We start from the raw sequence: 18,590 nt of genomic DNA on the forward strand, positions 1-18,590 counted from the left end.
TGTTTATTCATGCCAAGGACGCGCCGTGCAACGATTCCCGCTTCTCAATACGTACCAGGCCTGGAGCGCGCTGGCGCTGAAAACCGGCGAAATGATGCTTGCTTCGGCGCAGGTCATCGGCCACCGCAGCGCCCGCATCGCGGCCGCAGGCCCCCTGCCCGATGCGCGCGACCGGCGCGAATTCACCTTGATGGGACAGGAAAAGATCGAAGCCGCCGCCGAATCGGCGCTCGCCGCCGGCATGCGGATGATGGCGCTCAACCAGCAGATCGGCACGATGGTGCTCAGGCAATGGATCGGTGGCGCGGGCGGCGCCTTCGCGCTGGTCATGCAGCCGGCGCTCGCGTTGTCCGGCCGCAGGCAGGCGGCGCTGCTGCGCGCGGCCATGCTCAATTCCGGCGCACTCGCGTCGAAGCTCGCCAATTCGGCCGCGCAGGTGGCGCAGCACGCGCTGCGCCCGGTCCATGCGCGCGCCACCGGCAATGCCAGGCGCTTGCGCAATCAGTAGCGCGCCACGATCTCCGCCAGCCGGCCGCTCGCCCTGAGCGCATCGAGCGCGGACTGCAGCCTGGCGACCAGCCTGTCGTCAGTATCCTTGTTCAGCGCGAAGTAATAGTGCTGCTCATCGGCGAGTGTATGCACCTCTTCATAGTCGGCGGAGGGATAACCCATTTCCTTCAGGTTCCACTGGATTACCTGCGCGCCATACGCCCACAGGTCCACGCGCCCGGCCTGCAGCATCTTCGCCAAGTTCTTCCCGGAATGCGCCTGCAGCATCTTTTCCTTCTGCACGCCCTGCCTTGCCAGCAGCAGGCCACCGATGTCCTCGCGCACCACGCCGATGCGCAGGTTCATCCGGTTCAGCTCATCGAGCGAGCCAAAGCGGATGCGGCTGGTCTTCCTGGCGACCAGCACGATACGCGACGGCATGATCGGGCCTACCCACTTGAACAGGCTCTCCCGCTCCCCGGTGCGCGCGGTCGAGAAAAGCACGGTATTCCTTTCCCTGAGCGCGGTCTGGTAGGCGCGCGCCCACGGCCACACCTTGATGTCCTTGCGCCGCTTCGCCGCGCCGTCCGCCACCAGCATCTCCTCCAGCAAGTCGACCGAGATGCCCTGGCGCTGCCCGTGCCGCTCGAAATTGAACGGCGGGTAGTCTTCCGTGATGAAGGTCAGCTCGTCGAGCGATTGCGCGCGGGCGCCCGCGATACAGGCCAATAGCGCCGCCGCGGCCAACCAGCGGCGCGCGCCGCCGGCACCGCAACCGCGACGAATCGTTTTCATGGCTTCCTCCGCTCCCGGCTCATGCCGCCGCCACCGCGCCCAGCGTGCGGCCGGAACGCAGCACGTCGGCAAAATCCTCCGGCGCCAGCGGCGGGCTGAAATAATAGCCCTGCACCTGGTCGCAACCGTAGGCACGCAGCAGCTCGACCTGCTGCGCATCCTCCACGCCTTCGGCCACCACGGTCAGGCGCAGGCTGCGCGCCATGGCGATGATGGCCCGCGCCAGCTCCGAGTCCTCGGGCTTGCTGGTGATATCGGACACGAACGCGCGGTCCAGCTTGAGCCGGTCGACCGGAAAGCGCTTCAGGTAGGACAGGTTGGAGTAGCCGGTGCCGAAATCGTCGATCGCGATCGACATGCCCATCTGCTTCAGGCGCGCCAGCAGGACGACCGTGCGCTCGGGGTGCTTCATCGACGCGCTTTCGGTGATTTCCAGCTCCAGGTAGCGCGGCTCCAGGCCGGCATCGGCCAGCGCGGCGGCCACCTCGGCGTCGAAACCGGCGCGCGTGAGCTGCTGCGTCGACAGGTTGACCGCCACCTGCAAATCCCCGAAGCCCGCGTCATGCCACGCCCTGGCTTGCCGGCAGGCGGAGCGCATCACCCATTCCCCGATGCCCGTTATCAGGCCGGTTTCCTCGGCCAGTGGGATGAAGCGCGCCGGCGCGACCATGCCCAGCTCCGGATGGCGCCAGCGCACCAGCGCCTCGGCGCCCACGATCCTGCCGCTGCCAAGGTCCACCAAAGGCTGGTAATGCAGCAGGAATTCGTTGCGCTCCAGCGCGCGCCGCAGGTTCGACTCGATCAGCAAATGCTCGTTGACGCGGCTGTGCATCTCGGCGGTATAGCGTTCGAAGGTGTTGCGCCCTTTTTCCTTGGCGTGGTACATCGCCGTATCGGCGTATTTCAGCAGCGTATGCGGGTCGTCGGCATCATGCGGATAGGCGCTGATGCCGATGCTGCAGGTGACCGCGATCTCTTGATCGCGCAGCAATATCGGCGCGCAAATCCGCTCCATCAGGCGCCGCGCCAGCGCCGGAACGCCCTGTTCGTCTTCGACGCCGTCGATCACCATCACGAACTCGTCGCCGCCCAGGCGCGCCAGCGTGTCGCAGTTGCGCGCGCACTCCGCCATGCGGCCGGTGATCGCGCACAGCAGTTCGTCGCCGGCGTCATGGCCGAGCATGTCGTTGACGTACTTGAAGCGGTCGAGGTCGAAGAACAGCACGAATACCGCGTGCCGGCGCCGCCGCGCCTGCGCAATCGCCTGGTCCAGGCGGTCCATCAGCAGTACGCGGTTGGGCAGGCCGGTCAGCGCATCGTGCATGGCCTGCCTGCGCAGCTGCTCCTCGTAATCCTTGCGGCGCGTGATGTCGCGCACCACGGTCTGCACCGCCGGCGAGCCCTCGTAGCGGAACACGGCGCGCCGGATTTCGACATCGATCACCTTGCCGTCGAAACGCGCCATCCTGCCCTCGAAGCAGCCAACCGCCTCTTCGCGGTCGGCCGCGGCCTCCATCTTTTCCCGCAGGCGCTCGCGCCAGTCGGCGGGGATCAGCTGCATGAAGCTCATCGCCCTGATCTGCGCCGCATTCGGCGCGCCCAGCAGCTCCAGCGCGCCGCGATTGACGAACACGATGCGCCCGTTGCGCTCGATCATGATCGCGTCCGGCGACATTTCCACCACCTGCCGCCAGCGTTCCTCGCTTTCGCACGCCGTCCGCTCCGCCGCCTGGCGTTCCGTCATTTCCCGGTTCAACCGGCGGATGACCTCGTCCTTTTCGGCGATTTTCTGCGCCAGCTCTCCGGTGCGCACGGCCACCAGCTGCTCCAGCCCGCTGCGGTAGCGCGCCAGCTCTTCGACATCGCGCCTGATCGATCCCGCCATGTCGTTGAAGGCATCGACCACGACGTCGAGTTCATCCGCCTTGCGCTTGCGCCTGCGCAGGGCAAGCGGCTCTCCGAGCTTGTCCAGGTCGAGCCGGCGCGCGTAGGCGGCGATCGCCGAAAGGTGGCGGCTGACCATGCGGCGGAAGATGAACAGGGTGAAGAACGCGACAATCGCCGTCTTGGTGGTCTGCGCGACCAGGATCAGCAAGGCCTTGTTCCTCAGGTCCCGGTACAGGTTGTCCAGGCTGGCGCTCACCATCAAGGTGCCGAGCGGGACCCTGATGTGCGGCGTGCTGTCGTCGGCGAACCGGATCGGGATTTCGCGGTGAATCATGTTTTCCGCGCTGCGCGCGGCTCCCGCCCGCATCAGGAACATGCCTATCGGGTCGCGCAACTCCACCGACTCGATATCCGGCAACCGCGCGATGCCTTCGATCTGCTTGCGCGTCTGCTGCTCGTCCATGGTCCACAGCGATGCTGCCACGCTGTCGAGATAGGCATGCTCGATTTCCGCCATGCGCGATTCGACGGCGCTCACGCCCTGCCGGTAATCGAGCAGCAGTTGCGAGCCGGTCGCAATCAGGGCCAGCCCGGTGCTGCAAAACAGAATGGCCGCCAGCAGCCTCCTTCCGAGAGGATCGCCCCAGATTTTTCCGCTTGCCGAAATGCTCATGGGATCAGGACCTCATGACAGTTTCCTGGCTAGCCAGCGATCGGTGGTCGCGCCGTCAGCAGGATCGGTGGTTTAAAGCATCAGCATATATTTCCATTAGGAAAGAATAGCATTTCCAAACTGGAGTAGTGGGATTGGCTGGTCCTCATCACCAGGATTTGCTTGTGCAATACAGCAAAAAGCGGGCGCAATGGCGGCGGAATAGCGGAAAAAAATCGTGCCATTCCGGGCTGCTCCGTAGCGCGGAGATGAATCCTAGATTTATTGCATTCCCGAATTCAGCACTTTTTCCTTGCCTCGTAGGACTTCTCTGACAAGTGAAAATCATGCTTATCAACAAAACCAGCCCAAAATTGCGAGACAGTACTTCGGCAAGCCGCGCGATGCACACAAGCATCAAGGCGCCTAATACACTTTGTGCACAAGTGCAATACCCCGAAAGATTTTTGGTACGATTTCGTACCCCCTTGATCGCTCTCTCAGCCGATCTGCTAAGTCATTGATTTATAAGGGCTGCCCATAATGCCCATTTTGTGGGCATGCTAATGGAAACCGCATGTTTCCTCGCTTTAACGAATGTCAAGAGCGCCTTGTCCACAAACTTATCCACAGGAAATGTGGACTTCCAGAAAAGTCCTTTTCCTATCAGGTATTTACCTTATCTTTGTAGGTAATTTCTTAATCCAATGGGAGACGGTGCGGTAGGGACAGGAGTATGGAAAACCACTTTCCCCAACTGAAAAACGAGATGCAGGAAAACAAAAAACCCGTGCTAATTCATTGAATTAGCACGGGTTTCCGGATCTTTTCTGATCGTATTTTGGCGGAAAGGGTCGGATTCGAACCGACGGTACGGTATAACCGTACACTGGATTTCGAGTCCAGCGCATTCGACCACTCTGCCACCTTTCCGTCTTCGGTCGTTTTGTGGCTTTGACGACGCCACAAAGCAGACGATTATAGCAGACTAGTCACGCGGAAGGAATAGCAATCCCAATAATTAACATTGCGCTGGCCTCTTCCTTTTACGCACCCAAAATTTCTCCGAATCATCATCTTGTCATAAATGTTATCTAGTATTGCGGCGCAGTATCGAAAACAGAAAAACAAGAAAGGCCGCCTTGAATTCGCTTCAATTTTTCAACAACCCTGTCTGCGATTTGGCGCAGGAGCACTCCATCATGACGTCCAGCACTGCGGAATTCCTCCCCCCCGGCCATTCCCAGGGCGCGACGGCGGTGCTCATCCCGGGCGTCGCCGCCAATGACAGGAACAGGTCGAGGCTGCCAGAAAGCAAGGATGCCATGCTGTTATCGCGCTTGAATGAAATCCTGGGCCGGCGTCAGCTGACGGCGCTGTTTCAGCCCATCATAAACATGCAAAAAGGGGAAATCGTCGGCTACGAGGGCTTGATCCGCGGGCCGTCCGACAGCCCGCTGCACTCGCCGCTGAACCTGTTCAAGGTGGCGCGCGCCAACAACCTGGGCGTAGCCGTCGAGCATATGTGCCGGCGCGTGGTGCTGGAGCGCTTTGCCGAACTGGACCTGCCGGGCAAGCTCTTTCTCAACGTGAGCCCGGAAATGCTGCTGCAGCCGCACGCCAGGCACGGCGAAACGCTCGGCTACATCGACGAGGTCGGCATCAACCCGGAGCGCGTGATCATCGAGCTGACCGAGAACCAGCCCACCTACGACTACGACCTGATGCGCGAAGCGGTGATGCATTATCGCGGCATGGGGTTCCAGATCGCGATCGACGATCTAGGCGAGGGATTTTCCAGCCTGCGACTGTGGTCGGAGCTGCGCCCGGAATACGTGAAGATCGACATGCACTTCGTGCAGGGCATCAACCACGACCCGGTCAAGCTGCAGTTCGTGCGCTCGATCCAGGAGATCGCGGAAGAGTCGGGCACTGTAGTGATCGCCGAAGGCATCGAGACGCAGGCCGAGCTGCTGCTGATCCGCGACCTCAGGATCGCGTACGGGCAGGGCTACCATATCGCCCGGCCGCAGCCCACGCCCGGCACCGAGCTTCCGGTGGAGGTGGCAAAGAGCCTCAACCGCAACGAAGTGGCGGTGTACCCGCAAAAGAGCGCATTCGAACACAACATCGTGACCGCCGCCAAGCTGTTGCGTACCGTACCGGCCGTGGCGCCGGAGATGACCAACAACCAGGTCTACGAAGTCTTCCGCGCCGCGCCCGACCTGCAGATCATCCCGGTGGTGGACAATGAAGTGCCTGTCGGCCTGATTACGCGGCCGGACCTGATCGACCGCTTCGCCCGCCCCTATCTGCGCGAGCTGTACGGCAAGAAATCCTGTACCACCTTCATGGACGCCAAGCCGCTCATCACCGACAAGAACACCAGCCTGCAGGAGCTGAGCCAGACCATCGTGGAAGCCGACCGGCATCATCTCTCCAACGGGTTCATCATCACCGACGGCGGGCGCTATCTCGGCATGGGCACCGGGCAGGACCTGATGCGCGAGATTACCCAGATGCAGATCAACGCGGCGCGCTACGCCAACCCGCTCACCCTGTTGCCCGGCAATGTGCCGATCAACGAACATATCGACCGCCTGCTTGCCGGCGGCGCGCGCTTCGCCGCCTGCTACGCCGATCTCGATCACTTCAAGCCGTTCAACGACGTGTACGGCTACCGCAAGGGCGATGACGTGATCCAGCTGACGGGGCGGATACTGGGCATGCATTGCGATCCCAACCGCGACTTCGTCGGCCACATCGGCGGCGACGACTTCATCGTGCTATTCCAGAGCGAGGATTGGGAAACGCGCTGCGAGGCGATCCTGACGGCGTTCTCCGCCGCGGTCCCGGAACATTACTGCGGCGCGGACCGCGAGCGCGGCGGCTACGTCTGCGAGGACCGGCGCGGGCGCAAGGTCTTCCACCCGCTGATCAGCCTGTCGCTGGGCGTGGTGCGCGCCGAGCCGGCGCATTTCGTGTCGCACCATCAGATCGCCACGGCGGCGGCGGAAGCCAAGAAGCAGGCGAAAAAAATCCCTGGCAACAGCCTGTTCATCGAACGGCGCCAGGGAGTTTCGTGTTCACAGTGGCCGTATCCAGGCTGATATCGGGCTTGACACCAACACGATACGGCCGGCCCGCGGTCAGGCTGCGCGCGTCAGCCGCTTGAGCCCGCCCATGTAGGGCTGCAGCGCTTCGGGAATATCGACGCTGCCGTCAGCCTGCTGGTAGTTTTCGAGGATCGCGACCAGCGTGCGGCCCACCGCCAGGCCGGAGCCGTTCAAGGTATGCACCAGCTCCGGCTTGCCCTGCGCATTGCGGAAGCGCGCCTGCATGCGACGCGCCTGGAAGGCTTCGCAGTTCGACACCGATGAGATTTCGCGGTAGGTGTTCTGCGCCGGCAGCCACACTTCCAGGTCGTAGGTCTTGGCCGCGCCGAAGCCCATGTCGCCGGTGCATAGCGTGATCACGCGGTACGGCAGTCCCAGTTTCTTCAAGATGTTTTCGGCGTGGCCGACCATCTCTTCCAGCGCTTCGTAGGATTTTTCCGGGTGCACGATCTGCACCATCTCGACCTTGTCGAACTGGTGCTGGCGGATCATGCCGCGCGTGTCGCGCCCGTAGCTGCCCGCCTCGGAGCGGAAGCAAGGCGTATGCGCGGTCAGCTTGATCGGCAATGCGTCGGCGGAGACGATCTCGTCGCGCACCATGTTCGTCAGCGGCACTTCCGAGGTCGGGATCAGGTACAGCGCCTCGCCCTCGCCTTCCTGGCCGCCCTTCTTGGCGGCGAACAGGTCGGCCTCGAACTTCGGCAGCTGGCCGGTGCCACGCAGCGAATCGGCATTGACGATGTACGGCGTATAGCATTCGGTATAGCCGTGCTCGGCGGTCTGGGTGTCGAGCATGAACTGCGCCAGCGCGCGATGCAGGCGTGCGATGCCGCCCTTCATTACGGCGAAGCGCGAGCCGGTCAGCTTGGCGGCGACGTCGAAATCCAGCCCCAGCGCGGCGCCGATGTCAACGTGGTCCTTCACCTCGAAATCGAATGCGCGCGGCGTGCCGACCTTGCGCATCTCGACATTGGCGGATTCGTCCTGCCCTGCAGGCACCGACTCGTGCGGCAGGTTCGGGACGGCGAGCATGAATTCGCTCATCTTCGCCTGCACCGCGTCCAGGCGTTCGGCGGAAGCCTTCAGCTCGTCGCCAATGCCGGCCACTTCCGCCATCACCGCCGACGTATCCTCACCCTTCCCCTTGAGCATGCCGATCTGCTTGGACAGCGTATTGCGCTTGCTCTGCAGCTCTTCGGTACGGGTCTGGATCTGCTTGCGCTCGGCTTCCAGCGCATTGAAAGCGGCGACGTCGAGCTGGAACTTGCGCGCGGCCAGGCGGGCGGCGACGCTATCGATGTCCTTGCGGAGAAGTTGAATGTCGATCATGGGAATTGCGAGGGTTGGAATGCGAAAACCGCCATTGTACCAAGCAGGAAGGATTTTCCAGCGGCCACCCAAGCGTAAATGCTTGATTATTGGCAAGTAGCGTGCGCCGCGCGCACGCCTGCTGCGACTATTTCTTTTCGCTCTTCTTCGCTTCGCGGTCCAGCGTGCGCAGATAGGCCAGTTTCTCCCCTATCTTGATTTCCAATCCACGCGGTGCGGGCCGGTACCATCCCGGTTCCGCAATGCCTTCCGGCAGATAGGTTTCGCCCGCGGCATAAGCATCCGGTTCGTCGTGCGCGTACCGGTACAGCTTCCCGTACCCGAGCTCCTTCATCAGCTTGGTCGGCGCATTGCGCAAATGCTCCGGCACGGGCCGCGACTTGTCCTTCGCGACAAACGCCCGCGCCGCATTATAGGCGTTATAAACCGCGTTCGACTTGGCCGCGCAAGCCAGGAAAACCACCGCCTCGGCCAGCGCCAGCTCGCCTTCAGGCGAACCCAGCCGCTCGTAGGTTTCGGCGGCATCCAGCGTAATGCGCAACGCGCGCGGATCCGCCAGGCCGATATCCTCGGCCGCCATGCGGATGATGCGTCGCGCCAGGTAGCGCGGGTCGGCGCCGCCGTCGATCATGCGCACGAACCAGTACAGCGATGCATCCGGATTGGAGCCGCGCACCGACTTGTGCAGTGCCGAGATCTGGTCGTAGAACGCGTCGCCGCCCTTGTCGAAGCGGCGCAGGTTTTCCGCCAGCGCCGTGGCAAGCAGCGCCTCGTCCACTTCCTGCTGGTCGTTGGCTGCCGCCGCGCGCGCCACGATCTCGAGGTTGTTGAGCAGCTTGCGTCCGTCGCCGTCGGCGCTGGCGATCAGGGTCGCTTTCGCCTCCGGCGTGAAATCGAGACCGTCGAGCTCCTGGATGCAGGCGCGGTCGACCAGCTCATCGAGCTCTTCGTCCGACAGCGACTTCAGCACATACACGGCCGCGCGCGACAGCAATGCGCTGTTGACCTCGAACGACGGATTTTCGGTGGTCGCGCCGATGAAGGTGAACAGCCCGCTCTCCACGTGAGGCAGGAAGGCATCCTGCTGGCTCTTGTTGAAGCGGTGCACCTCGTCGACGAACAGGATGGTGCGCCGGCCCGAGTTGGCGCGCACCACCTGGGCGCGTTCGACCGCCTCGCGGATTTCCTTCACTCCCGACAGCACCGCCGACAATGCGATGAATTCGGCATTGAAACTGTCCGCCATCAGGCGCGCCAGCGTGGTCTTGCCCACGCCGGGCGGCCCCCACAGGATCATCGAATGCGGTTCGCCCGACTCGAACGCCACGCGCAAGGGCTTGCCGGGCCCGAGCAGATGCCGCTGGCCGATGACTTCATCGAGCGATTGGGGGCGCAGCCTTTCGGCTAAGGGAATCGATGCCACTATTGCTGGAACACGTCGGCGCCCTTGGGCACCACGAATTTGAACTGGCCGGAGGGCATCGGCGGATTCTTCTCGAACCGATTAAACGTCAGCAGCGACACCTGTCCGAAGGAATCGCGCAATTCCATCGCGCGCGGCACGCCATCCTTCAGGCCAATGCCGATCTTGTCAAAGGTCGTATCCTTCGTCCTGGGCGTGGCTTCCAGCCACTCCAGGCCATCCTTGGCGCCGGCATCCTTGAGCGTGAAATTCTTTTCCAGGTCATTGCTGCCAAAAAGGATCGCGGCCGGCGAGGAGCCAAGCGCATTGCCCAGTTTCTTGATGGTGACCTGGTTCAAATCCTTGTCGTAAATGTAGAGATTGTCGCCATCGGCCTGCAGCAGCTGTTCATACGGCTTCTGGTAGGTCCAGATGAACTTGCCGGGGCGCGCGAAGGCGAAGCTGCCGGTCGACTGGCTGGACACCTTGGTCGCACCTTCTACCACCTTGACTTGGCGCTGCGTGAATTCGCCCTTGGCCGACTTGGTGCTGCTGACAAACGACTTGAACTGATCCAGTGCCGAGGCGCTGGCAATGGCAGGAATCGCGATCGCAGCGGCCGCCAGCAGTTTTGCAAGGCGCGACGCGGCACCGATGTACATTGTTTTTTTCAACTTCTACCCTATTCGGAGTTATTCCCAGCCGGCACAAGAATTTCCCGGTTGCCGTTGGATTGCATTGTCGAAACCAGACCGCTCTGCTCCATTTGCTCCAGCAGGCGGGCTGCGCGATTGTAGCCGATACGCAGATGCCTCTGCACCAGCGAGATCGAAGCGCGGCGGTTCTTCAGCACTACCGCCACTGCCTGGTCGTACATCGGGTCGGCTTCGCCATTGCCGCCGCCCTCCGCCCCGAGCGCCGCATCGCCGCCCTCCTCGGCCACGCCACCTTCTAGGATTCCCTCGACGTAATTCGGTTCCCCCTGCGCCTTGAGGTGCTGCACCACGCGATGCACCTCGTCGTCCGACACGAAGGCGCCGTGCACGCGCACCGGCAAGCCTGTCCCCGGCGGCATGTACAGCATGTCGCCCATGCCGAGCAGCGTCTCCGCGCCCATCTGGTCGAGAATGGTGCGCGAGTCGATCTTGCTGCTGACCTGGAATGCGATGCGCGTCGGGATGTTGGCCTTGATCAGGCCGGTAATCACGTCCACCGACGGGCGCTGAGTGGCGAGGATCAGGTGGATGCCGGCCGCGCGCGCCTTCTGCGCGATACGCGCGATCAGCTCTTCGACCTTCTTGCCCACCACCATCATCAGGTCGGCCAGCTCGTCGATGATGATGACGATGGTCGGCAGCTTCTCCAGCGGTTCCGGCGCGTCCGGCGTGAGGCTGAACGGGTTCGGGATCTTTTCCTCTTTCTTTTCCGCCTCGGCGATCTTCTGGTTGTAGCCGGCAAGGTTACGCACGCCCAGTTTCGACATCAGCTTGTAGCGCCGCTCCATTTCCGCCACCGCCCAATTCAGCGCGTGCCCCGCCTGGCGCATGTCGGTCACCACCGGCGCCAGCAGGTGCGGGATGCCTTCGTAGACCGACATCTCCAGCATCTTCGGATCGATCAGGATCATGCGCACGCTGTTCGGGTCCGACTTGTACAGCAGCGACAGGATGGTCGCGTTGATGCCCACCGACTTGCCGGAGCCGGTGGTACCCGCCACCAAAAGGTGCGGCATCTTGGCCAGGTCGGCCACCACCGGATTGCCGGCGATATCCTTGCCGAGCGCAACCGTCAGGCTCGACGCGCTGTCGTTGTACACCTTGGAGCCGAGGATCTCGGTCAGGCGCACGATCTGGCGTTTCGGATTCGGCAGCTCCAGGCCCATGTAATTCTTGCCCGGGATGGTTTCGACGACGCGGATCGAAGTCAGCGACAGCGAGCGCGCAAGATCCCTTGCGAGATTCACGATCTGGCTGCCCTTCACGCCGGTCGCCGGCTCGATTTCATAGCGGGTGATGACCGGGCCCGGGTAGGCCGCCACGACCTTGGCCTCGACGCCGAAGTCCGACAGCTTCTTCTCGATCAGGCGGCTGGTGAACTCCAGCGTCTCGACGCTGACCGTTTCCTGCGCCGGGGGCGGATCGTCCAGCAGCGACAGCGGCGGCAGGTTGGTATCGGGCAGGTCGGAGAACAGCGACACCTGCTTTTCCTTCTGCACGCGCTCGGACTTGGGCACTTCGACCACCTGCGGCTCGATGCGGATCGGCGGCGCCTCGACCACCTTGGCGCGCTCCTGCACCACGACTTCCTCGCGCTTGACCGCGGCGACCTGCCCGATCTTGCGGTCTTCGCGTTCGGTGTAGCGCTTGCGCACGGCGCTCGCCCCATCCTCGATCCAGCCACCGATACGCTCCGCGACGGCCAGCCACGACACATGGAAGAATAGCGAGAAGCCCACGCCGAACAGCAGCAGCAAAAACAGCGTCGCGCCGGTGAATCCAAATGCGTTTTGCGCGCCGCCGCCGATCAGCTCGCCCAGCACGCCGCCGGGCGCGCGCGGCAGCTGGGCCCTCAGCGTGTACATGCGCAGGTATTCGATCGCCACGCTGCCGAGCAACATCAGCACGAAGCCGATCGAACGGATCCACGCTTCATGATGGTGCTCCGGCTCCAGCTCCTTCTGGAACAGGAAACGATGCGACAGACGGCGATAGCCAGCCCATACCAGGCGCACCATGTAGACGCAGCACCACCACGCCGAAAAGCCGAAAATGAACAGCATCAGGTCGGCTAGCCAGGCGCCGATGTGCCCGCCCCAGTTGTGCAGCCGCGGCACCACGCTCGCATGCGACCAGCCCGGATCGGCCTTCGAATATGTCAGAAAGATAAGGATCAGGTACACCGTGGCGGCCGTCAGCGCGAACCAGCGCGCTTCGGACAGCAGGCGCACCAGGCGATTCGGCAATGGATTTTCCGGGGTCGGATTGGTGTTGCGCGTATAGGCTTGGGTTGTTCGGGTCATAACTCTTGCAAAATCGGTGATGCATCCGCGCACCGGCCGCGTGGGGTTCGCGGCGGATCGCAGCGACGGGCATCCTCGCGAAGCATGTTCGTCTATAATCTTACCCAGTTTTTCGAGTGCAATACCTTAATAAATAGTAACGCGGTTGAATTTTTGCCTTTTGGTGACATATTCACCGCATGAAGACACGGTCAGCGCCCGTTTTTGTCAGCTTTCCACGCTCTCACCGACCAACCCTATTCCCTCTCCACATATTGCCATGGCTACCACCAAACACGCCCACGTCCTGATTATCGGTTCCGGCCCCGCCGGCTACAGCGCTGCGGTTTATGCCGCGCGCGCCAATCTCAAGCCGGTGCTGGTCACCGGTGTCGAGCAAGGCGGCCAGCTGATGACCACCACCGACGTCGAAAACTGGCCCGGCGACCCGATGGGCGTGCAAGGTCCGGAACTGATGCAGCGCCTCTTGCAGCACGCGGAACGCTTCAACACCGAGATCATCTTCGACCATATCCATACCGCGAGGCTGACCGAAAAGCCGATCCGCCTGATCGGCGACTCCGGCGAATACACCTGCGACGCACTCATCATCGCCACCGGCGCCTCCGCCCAGTATCTGGGGCTGCCGTCGGAAGAAGCGTTCATGGGCAAGGGCGTGTCGGCCTGCGCCACCTGCGACGGCTTCTTCTACAAGAACCAGCAAGTCGCCGTGATCGGCGGCGGCAATACCGCGGTCGAGGAAGCGCTGTATCTCGCCAACATCGCCAGCAAGGTGACCCTGGTGCACCGCCGCGACAAGTTCCGTGCCGAGCCGATCCTGATCGACCGCCTGATGGCCAAGGTCGCCGAAGGCAAGATCGAGCTCAAGCTCAACCATACGCTCGATGAAGTGACCGGCGACGACAGCGGCGTCACCGGCGTCAACGTCAAGTCGACCACCACTGGCGAGATCAGCAAGATCGCGGTGCATGGCGTGTTCGTCGCCATCGGCCACAAGCCCAACACCGGCATCTTCGAAGGCCAGCTCGACATGCACAACGGCTACATCAAGACCAGGACCGGCCTGGAAGGCATGGCCACCGCGACCAACATCGCGGGCGTGTTCGCCGCCGGCGACGTGCAGGACCACGTGTACCGCCAGGCGATCACCAGTGCCGGTACCGGCTGCATGGCCGCACTCGACGCCCAGCGCTATCTGGAAAGCCTGGAAGGCTGAAGCCGTTACAGTAGTAATCCATTCGCCGCCTGATGGCGGCGAATGGCCTCAGGAAGCACCCATCATGTCTGGCCCCATCAAGGATTTCGCCGCACTCAAATCCCTGCGCGCGCAGGTAAAGGCGCAGGAAGAGGCGCGCAAGGCCGCCGAAGCGGAACGGCTGCGCCGCGAGCAGGAAAGCAGGCGCGACGCCGAACTGTTCCGCCGCGCGGTGGGCGAGGTGTCGCTGCTGCCGCCGTCGGACAAGGCGCACCCGGCGTCGCCGGCGCCATTGCCGATCCCGCGCCAGCGCATCGCCGACGAGCTGGCGGCGCTGGAGGAATCGCTGTCCGACGAATTCACCGTCGACACCCTGCTCGACACCGACGAAGCCCTGAGCTATGCGCGCCCCGGCATCGGCCAGGACATCCTGCGCAAACTGCGGCGCGGCCATTGGGTGATCCAGGGCCAGCTCGACCTGCACGGCATGCGGCGCGACGAAGCGCGCGAGGCGCTGGCCGAATTCCTGCGCAATGCCGTCAAGCGCGGCACGCGCTGCGTGCGCATCATCCACGGCAAGGGTTTGGGCTCGGTCAACAAGGAACCGGTCCTGAAGAACAAGGTGCGCAACTGGCTGGTGCAAAAGGAGGAAGTGATCGCCTTTTGCCAGGCACGCGCCGCCGACGGCGGCTCGGGCGCGCTGGTCGTTCTGTTAAAGGCATAGAAAAGCATAGTGCGGGCCGAGACCCGCCGCCAGCAACCGATGATCGGCGGGTCTCGACCGTCCCTGCTTGCTGCCGGTATCATGCAGCGATCAACCACTCGCCCGCGCGCCGCATGTCCCTGATCAAGATCATCGAGGTCCTCGCCATCCTGGTCGGCGCGTTCTCCGGCTTCGCCGAAGCGCGCAGCAAGAAGATGGACGTGGTCGGCGTGTTCACGGTGGCCTTCATCACCGCGTTCGGCGGCGGCACGCTGCGCGACATCCTGCTCGACAAGCGTCCGCTGTTCTGGGTCACGCACCAGGAATATGCGATCCTGATCTTCGTGCTGTCCCTGATCGCCGTGCCGGCGGTGCGCATGGCGCGCAAAATCGTGTCGGAAAGGGTGATCGTATTCGCAGATGCGCTCGGGCTCGGCCTGTTCTCCATCGCCGGCGTGTCCGAGGCGCTGGCGGCCGGCATGCCGATCTTTATCGCCTCGATGATGGGCGTCATTACCGGCATTTTCGGCGGCATCCTGCGCGATATCGTGTGCAATGAAATCCCGATGGTGCTGCGCGACGGCAGGCCCTATGCGATCTGCTCGTTCGCGGGATGCTGGATGTACCTGCTGATGCAAAAAACCGGCGTGCCGCCGGATTTTTCACTGTGGTCGAGCGCGCTGGTCATTTGCGGCTTGCGCCTGCTGACCTGGGCCAAAGGCGTGCGCCTCGAATGAATGCGGACTACGGAATCGAATGCGGCTGCGCATGAACGATTCCATAGTCCGCAAGGAAAACAGGATCAGACCGCGTCCGGACCCGTTTCGCCGGTGCGGATGCGGATTACTTGCTCCACGTCGCGCACGAAGATCTTGCCGTCGCCGATCTTGCCGGTGCGCGCCGCCTTGATGATCGCATCGACCGCCTGTTCCACCACCTTTTCATCCACCACCGCCTCGATCTTCACCTTCGGCAGGAAGTCGACCACGTACTCGGCGCCGCGGTACAGCTCGGTGTGGCCCTTCTGGCGGCCGAAACCCTTTACTTCGGTCACGGTCAGGCCGGTGACGCCGATCTCGCCCAGCGCTTCGCGCACTTCGTCCAGCTTGAAGGGTTTGATGATTGCGGTAATCAATTTCATATATGCTCCTTAATGTAATCACTCACGAAATTTGGACGTAATCGGATAACGCCAGTCGCGGCCGAATGCGCGATGCGTGACGCGAATGCCGATCGGGGCCTGGCGGCGCTTGTATTCGTTTATTTTAATCAACCGCGTTACACGCTCGACATCTTCCCTACGATACCCTTGCGCCAGGATCTCGGCAATGCTGCGGTTTTCTTCCATGTACATCTGCATGATCGCGTCCAGCACCTCGTACGGCGGCAGCGAATCCTGGTCGGTCTGGTCGGGCCGCAGCTCGGCCGACGGCGCGCGCGTCAGTATGCGTGTCGGGATCACGTCGGAAATCGCATTGCGGTAGTCGCACAGACGGTACACCAGCGTCTTGGCGATATCCTTGATTACCGCGAAACCGCCCGCCATGTCGCCGTACAGCGTGCAGTAGCCGACCGCCATCTCGCTCTTGTTGCCGGTTGTGAGAACGATCGAGCCGTACTTGTTGGACAGCGCCATCAGGATGGTGCCGCGGATGCGCGCCTGGATGTTTTCCTCGGTCGTATCCTCCGGCAAGCCCTTGAATTCGCCGGCCAGCGTCTTGCGGAACGCATCGAAGCAGTCGACGATCGGAATCTCGTCATAGCGCACGCCGATGCGTTTGACCATGTCGCGCGAATCGATCCAGGAAATCTCGGCGGTGTACGGCGACGGCATCATCACCGCGCGCACCTTGTCCGCGCCCAGCGCATCGACCGCGACCGCCAGCGTCAACGCCGAGTCCACGCCGCCCGACAGGCCGATGAGCACGCTCGGAAAGCCGTTCTTGGTCACGTAATCGCGCACGCCCAGCACCAGCACCTTATACGCCTGCTCCTCGACCGGCAGGTCGGGCTCGATCGTCGACGGCTTCGGGGTCGCACCGTCGAACTCCACGATCCGCAGCTCCTCCACGCAGTGCTTCATGCGGGCCCGCACCTCGCCTTGCGCATCCAGCACAAAGGAATTGCCGTCGAAAACCAGCTCATCCTGGCCACCGACCAGGTTCGCGTACACGATCGCCATGCCGCGCGCGGTCACGTTGGCGCGCATCACGTCATAGCGCAGGTGCTGCTTGTTGATGTGATAAGGCGAGCCGTTCGGCACCAGCAGCACCTGCGCGCCGGCTTCCTGCGCGCGCGCCGGCGCATGCGAAAACCATGTGTCTTCGCAAATGTTGATCCCGAAGCGCACGCTCTTCACGTCGAACACGACCGGTTCATCAGCCGAAGCGAAATAGCGTTTTTCGTCGAACACCGTGTCGTTGGGCAAGTCGTGCTTGCGATAGGAAGCCAGCAGCTTGCCGTTGACGACAACCGATGCGGCGTTGAAGCGCGCGCCTTCCAGCAAGACAGGATGGCCGACGACGATATGTACATCCCGCAGGTCCGCCAGCTCGGCCGTCAGCAGTTCGAACTGTTCGGCGACTTTTGCGTAGAATGAATGGCGCAACAACAAATCTTCCGGCGGATAGCCGACCAGCGACATTTCCGGGGTCAGCACCACGTCCGCGCCCTGAGTGGCGGCGCGGCGCGCGAAATCGACGATTTTGGCGCGATTGCCCGCCAGGTCTCCGACGGTACTATTGATTTGGGCGATTGCAACTTTGACTGTCATGATGGTGCACAGACGGCTTAACTCTGCTGAAACAAATTATTGATAGTGAATTATCGCACGCGAATCGTTTCCGCTCTGTCCGAGATCGGTCAAGCCGCATGGGATGCGCTTGTATCGGTGCAAGCGGAGCGCAATCCGTTTCTTTCCTATGCTTTTCTTGCGGCGTTGCATGAAACCGACTGTGCCGCACCCGACACCGGCTGGCAGCCGCAATACCTGACGCTCTGGCGAGGCAGCGAGCTGTGCGCGGCGCTGCCGTTGTACGTCAAATCCCATTCGTATGGCGAGTACGTGTTCGACTGGGCATGGGCCGACGCCTACCGCCGCAACGGTCTTGCGTACTACCCGAAGCTGCTGTCGGCGATCCCGTTCACGCCTGTCACGGGCAGCCGCCTGCTGGCGCGCGATGCGGACGCGGCGCAACAATTGATCGATGCGCTGTGCGCGCTGCAGGAGCACAGCGGACTGTCGTCCACCCACATCCTGTTTCCGCCCGCGGCGCAGGCGCAGGCCCTGCAAGCGGCCGGCTTCATGCTGCGCAGCGGCGTGCAGTTCCACTGGCTCAATCAGGGCTACCGGAGCTTCGACGATTTTCTGTCGGCGCTCGACCGCAAGAAGCGCAAGAACATCCGCGCCGAGCGGCGCAAGGTGCAGGAAGCAGGCATCCGCTTTCGGCATGTCGCGGGAGAGGATGCCACTGAAGCGGACTGGCGGTTTTTCAAACGCTGCTACGACCGCACCTATGCGGCCCACTATTCCACGCCTTACCTGAACCTGGAATTTTTCCTGCGCATCGGCGAAACGATGCCGCAGCATATCCGGCTCATCCTCGCCGAACGCGACGGCAAGCCGATCGCCTCTTCGCTGGTCTTTCACGATCGTCTTGCGCTGTACGGCCGCTACTGGGGCGCGCTGGAGGATGTGCCCTGCCTGCATTTCGAGACCGCCTACTATCAGCCGCTCGAATTCTGCATTGCGCGCGGCATCGAACGCTTCGAGGGCGGCGCCCAGGGCGAGCACAAGATGGCACGTGGATTTTTGCCGGAAAAAACCTGGTCCGCCCACTGGCTGGCCCATCCCGCCTTCGCCGAAGCGATCGAACGTTTCCTGCAGCAGGAATCTGGCGGGATCGATGCCTACATTGACGAGCTCGACGAACACACGCCGTTCAAATCACCTTAACCAAGAGTCGACACCGACAAAAAACTTGCGGGCACAGCACGGCGCGCA

The 18,590-nt window shown here is 62.6% G+C and carries 14 protein-coding genes and 1 tRNA gene; 6 read left to right on the forward strand and 9 right to left on the reverse strand.

Annotation, left to right across the window (positions count from 1 at the left end):
- The first annotated feature begins 25 nt into the window (after positions 1–25).
- Complete coding sequence (locus FAY22_RS10700) at positions 26–508, forward strand: polyhydroxyalkanoate granule-associated phasin (RefSeq protein WP_146330186.1); 483 nt, start codon at positions 26–28, stop codon at positions 506–508.
- Here FAY22_RS10700 and FAY22_RS10705 read toward each other — a convergent pair.
- The 3 genes from FAY22_RS10705 to FAY22_RS10715 form a co-directional block, all read right to left on the reverse strand.
- Positions 502–1,284, reverse strand: coding sequence for an ABC transporter substrate-binding protein (locus FAY22_RS10705; protein ID WP_168204821.1), 783 nt, complete (start codon positions 1,282–1,284; stop codon positions 502–504). The two genes, FAY22_RS10700 and FAY22_RS10705, sit on opposite strands and share 7 nt — an antisense overlap.
- Before the next feature lie 19 nt (positions 1,285–1,303).
- Positions 1,304–3,844 carry an EAL domain-containing protein gene (locus tag FAY22_RS10710; RefSeq protein WP_146330188.1) on the reverse strand — a complete coding sequence of 847 codons (2,541 nt, stop codon included), beginning with the start codon at positions 3,842–3,844 and terminating at the stop codon, positions 1,304–1,306.
- Positions 3,845–4,665: 821 nt separating this feature from the next.
- Positions 4,666–4,756: transfer RNA gene (locus FAY22_RS10715), tRNA-Ser, on the reverse strand.
- A 392-nt stretch (positions 4,757–5,148) separates the two neighbouring features.
- Between FAY22_RS10715 and FAY22_RS10720 the strand changes: the two genes are divergently transcribed.
- Positions 5,149–6,933, forward strand: coding sequence for a GGDEF domain-containing protein (locus tag FAY22_RS10720; protein WP_246860751.1), 1,785 nt, complete (start codon positions 5,149–5,151; stop codon positions 6,931–6,933).
- Between the two features lie 39 nt (positions 6,934–6,972).
- On the opposite strand, the gene serS is transcribed toward FAY22_RS10720, so the two are convergent.
- The 4 genes from serS to FAY22_RS10740 form a co-directional block, all read right to left on the reverse strand.
- Positions 6,973–8,268 (reverse strand): serine--tRNA ligase, encoded by a 1,296-nt coding sequence (gene serS / locus FAY22_RS10725; protein ID WP_146330190.1) that lies wholly within the window; start codon positions 8,266–8,268, stop codon positions 6,973–6,975.
- A 127-nt stretch (positions 8,269–8,395) separates the two neighbouring features.
- A complete protein-coding gene (locus tag FAY22_RS10730) occupies positions 8,396–9,691 on the reverse strand; it encodes a replication-associated recombination protein A (RefSeq protein WP_146330191.1) in 1,296 nt (431 codons plus the stop codon).
- Positions 9,691–10,332 (reverse strand): outer membrane lipoprotein chaperone LolA, encoded by a 642-nt coding sequence (lolA, locus tag FAY22_RS10735; RefSeq protein ID WP_146330192.1) that lies wholly within the window; start codon positions 10,330–10,332, stop codon positions 9,691–9,693. The genes FAY22_RS10730 and lolA overlap by 1 nt, the downstream gene beginning before the upstream one ends.
- Before the next feature lie 20 nt (positions 10,333–10,352).
- Positions 10,353–12,689, reverse strand: a complete 2,337-nt coding sequence (locus tag FAY22_RS10740; protein ID WP_146330193.1) for a DNA translocase FtsK — start codon at positions 12,687–12,689, stop codon at positions 10,353–10,355.
- A gap of 259 nt (positions 12,690–12,948) precedes the next feature.
- Here FAY22_RS10740 and trxB point away from each other — a divergent pair, with 259 nt between their 5' ends.
- From trxB to FAY22_RS10755, 3 genes are all read left to right on the forward strand, one after another.
- On the forward strand, positions 12,949–13,905 hold the full coding sequence (gene trxB / locus FAY22_RS10745; protein ID WP_146330194.1) for a thioredoxin-disulfide reductase: 957 nt from the start codon (positions 12,949–12,951) through the stop codon (positions 13,903–13,905).
- A gap of 64 nt (positions 13,906–13,969) precedes the next feature.
- Entirely contained in the window at positions 13,970–14,608 is a 639-nt protein-coding gene (locus FAY22_RS10750) for a Smr/MutS family protein (RefSeq protein WP_146330195.1), read from the forward strand.
- A 113-nt stretch (positions 14,609–14,721) separates the two neighbouring features.
- On the forward strand, positions 14,722–15,324 hold the full coding sequence (locus FAY22_RS10755) for a trimeric intracellular cation channel family protein (protein WP_146330196.1): 603 nt from the start codon (positions 14,722–14,724) through the stop codon (positions 15,322–15,324).
- 65 nt (positions 15,325–15,389) lie between these two features.
- Here FAY22_RS10755 and FAY22_RS10760 read toward each other — a convergent pair whose 3' ends face one another.
- Both FAY22_RS10760 and FAY22_RS10765 read right to left on the reverse strand, forming a co-directional pair.
- Entirely contained in the window at positions 15,390–15,728 is a 339-nt protein-coding gene (locus FAY22_RS10760; RefSeq protein ID WP_146330197.1) for a P-II family nitrogen regulator, read from the reverse strand.
- Positions 15,729–15,746: 18 nt separating this feature from the next.
- Positions 15,747–17,360, reverse strand: a complete 1,614-nt coding sequence (locus tag FAY22_RS10765) for an NAD+ synthase (RefSeq protein ID WP_146330198.1) — start codon at positions 17,358–17,360, stop codon at positions 15,747–15,749.
- A gap of 45 nt (positions 17,361–17,405) precedes the next feature.
- Here FAY22_RS10765 and FAY22_RS10770 point away from each other — a divergent pair, with 45 nt between their 5' ends.
- On the forward strand, positions 17,406–18,542 hold the full coding sequence (locus tag FAY22_RS10770; RefSeq protein ID WP_146330199.1) for a GNAT family N-acetyltransferase: 1,137 nt from the start codon (positions 17,406–17,408) through the stop codon (positions 18,540–18,542).
- Positions 18,543–18,590 lie beyond the last annotated feature (48 nt).

Source organism: Noviherbaspirillum sp. UKPF54, from assembly GCF_007874125.1.
Classification (GTDB): Bacteria; Pseudomonadota; Gammaproteobacteria; order Burkholderiales; family Burkholderiaceae_D; genus Noviherbaspirillum.

What these genes read in the sequence shown, in the direction of transcription:
- FAY22_RS10705 (WP_168204821.1), bottom strand. Translation starts at nt 1,284, where the DNA reads ATGAAAACGATTCGTCGCGGTTGCGGTGCCGGCGGCGCGCGCCGCTGG.
- FAY22_RS10710 (WP_146330188.1), bottom strand. Translation starts at nt 3,844, where the DNA reads ATGAGCATTTCGGCAAGCGGAAAAATCTGGGGCGATCCTCTCGGAAGG.
- FAY22_RS10720 (WP_246860751.1), top strand. Translation starts at nt 5,149, where the DNA reads ATGCTGTTATCGCGCTTGAATGAAATCCTGGGCCGGCGTCAGCTGACG.
- serS (WP_146330190.1), bottom strand. Translation starts at nt 8,268, where the DNA reads ATGATCGACATTCAACTTCTCCGCAAGGACATCGATAGCGTCGCCGCC.
- lolA (WP_146330192.1), bottom strand. Translation starts at nt 10,332, where the DNA reads ATGTACATCGGTGCCGCGTCGCGCCTTGCAAAACTGCTGGCGGCCGCT.
- FAY22_RS10740 (WP_146330193.1), bottom strand. Translation starts at nt 12,689, where the DNA reads ATGACCCGAACAACCCAAGCCTATACGCGCAACACCAATCCGACCCCG.
- trxB (WP_146330194.1), top strand. Translation starts at nt 12,949, where the DNA reads ATGGCTACCACCAAACACGCCCACGTCCTGATTATCGGTTCCGGCCCC.
- FAY22_RS10750 (WP_146330195.1), top strand. Translation starts at nt 13,970, where the DNA reads ATGTCTGGCCCCATCAAGGATTTCGCCGCACTCAAATCCCTGCGCGCG.
- FAY22_RS10755 (WP_146330196.1), top strand. Translation starts at nt 14,722, where the DNA reads ATGTCCCTGATCAAGATCATCGAGGTCCTCGCCATCCTGGTCGGCGCG.
- FAY22_RS10760 (WP_146330197.1), bottom strand. Translation starts at nt 15,728, where the DNA reads ATGAAATTGATTACCGCAATCATCAAACCCTTCAAGCTGGACGAAGTG.
- FAY22_RS10765 (WP_146330198.1), bottom strand. Translation starts at nt 17,360, where the DNA reads ATGACAGTCAAAGTTGCAATCGCCCAAATCAATAGTACCGTCGGAGAC.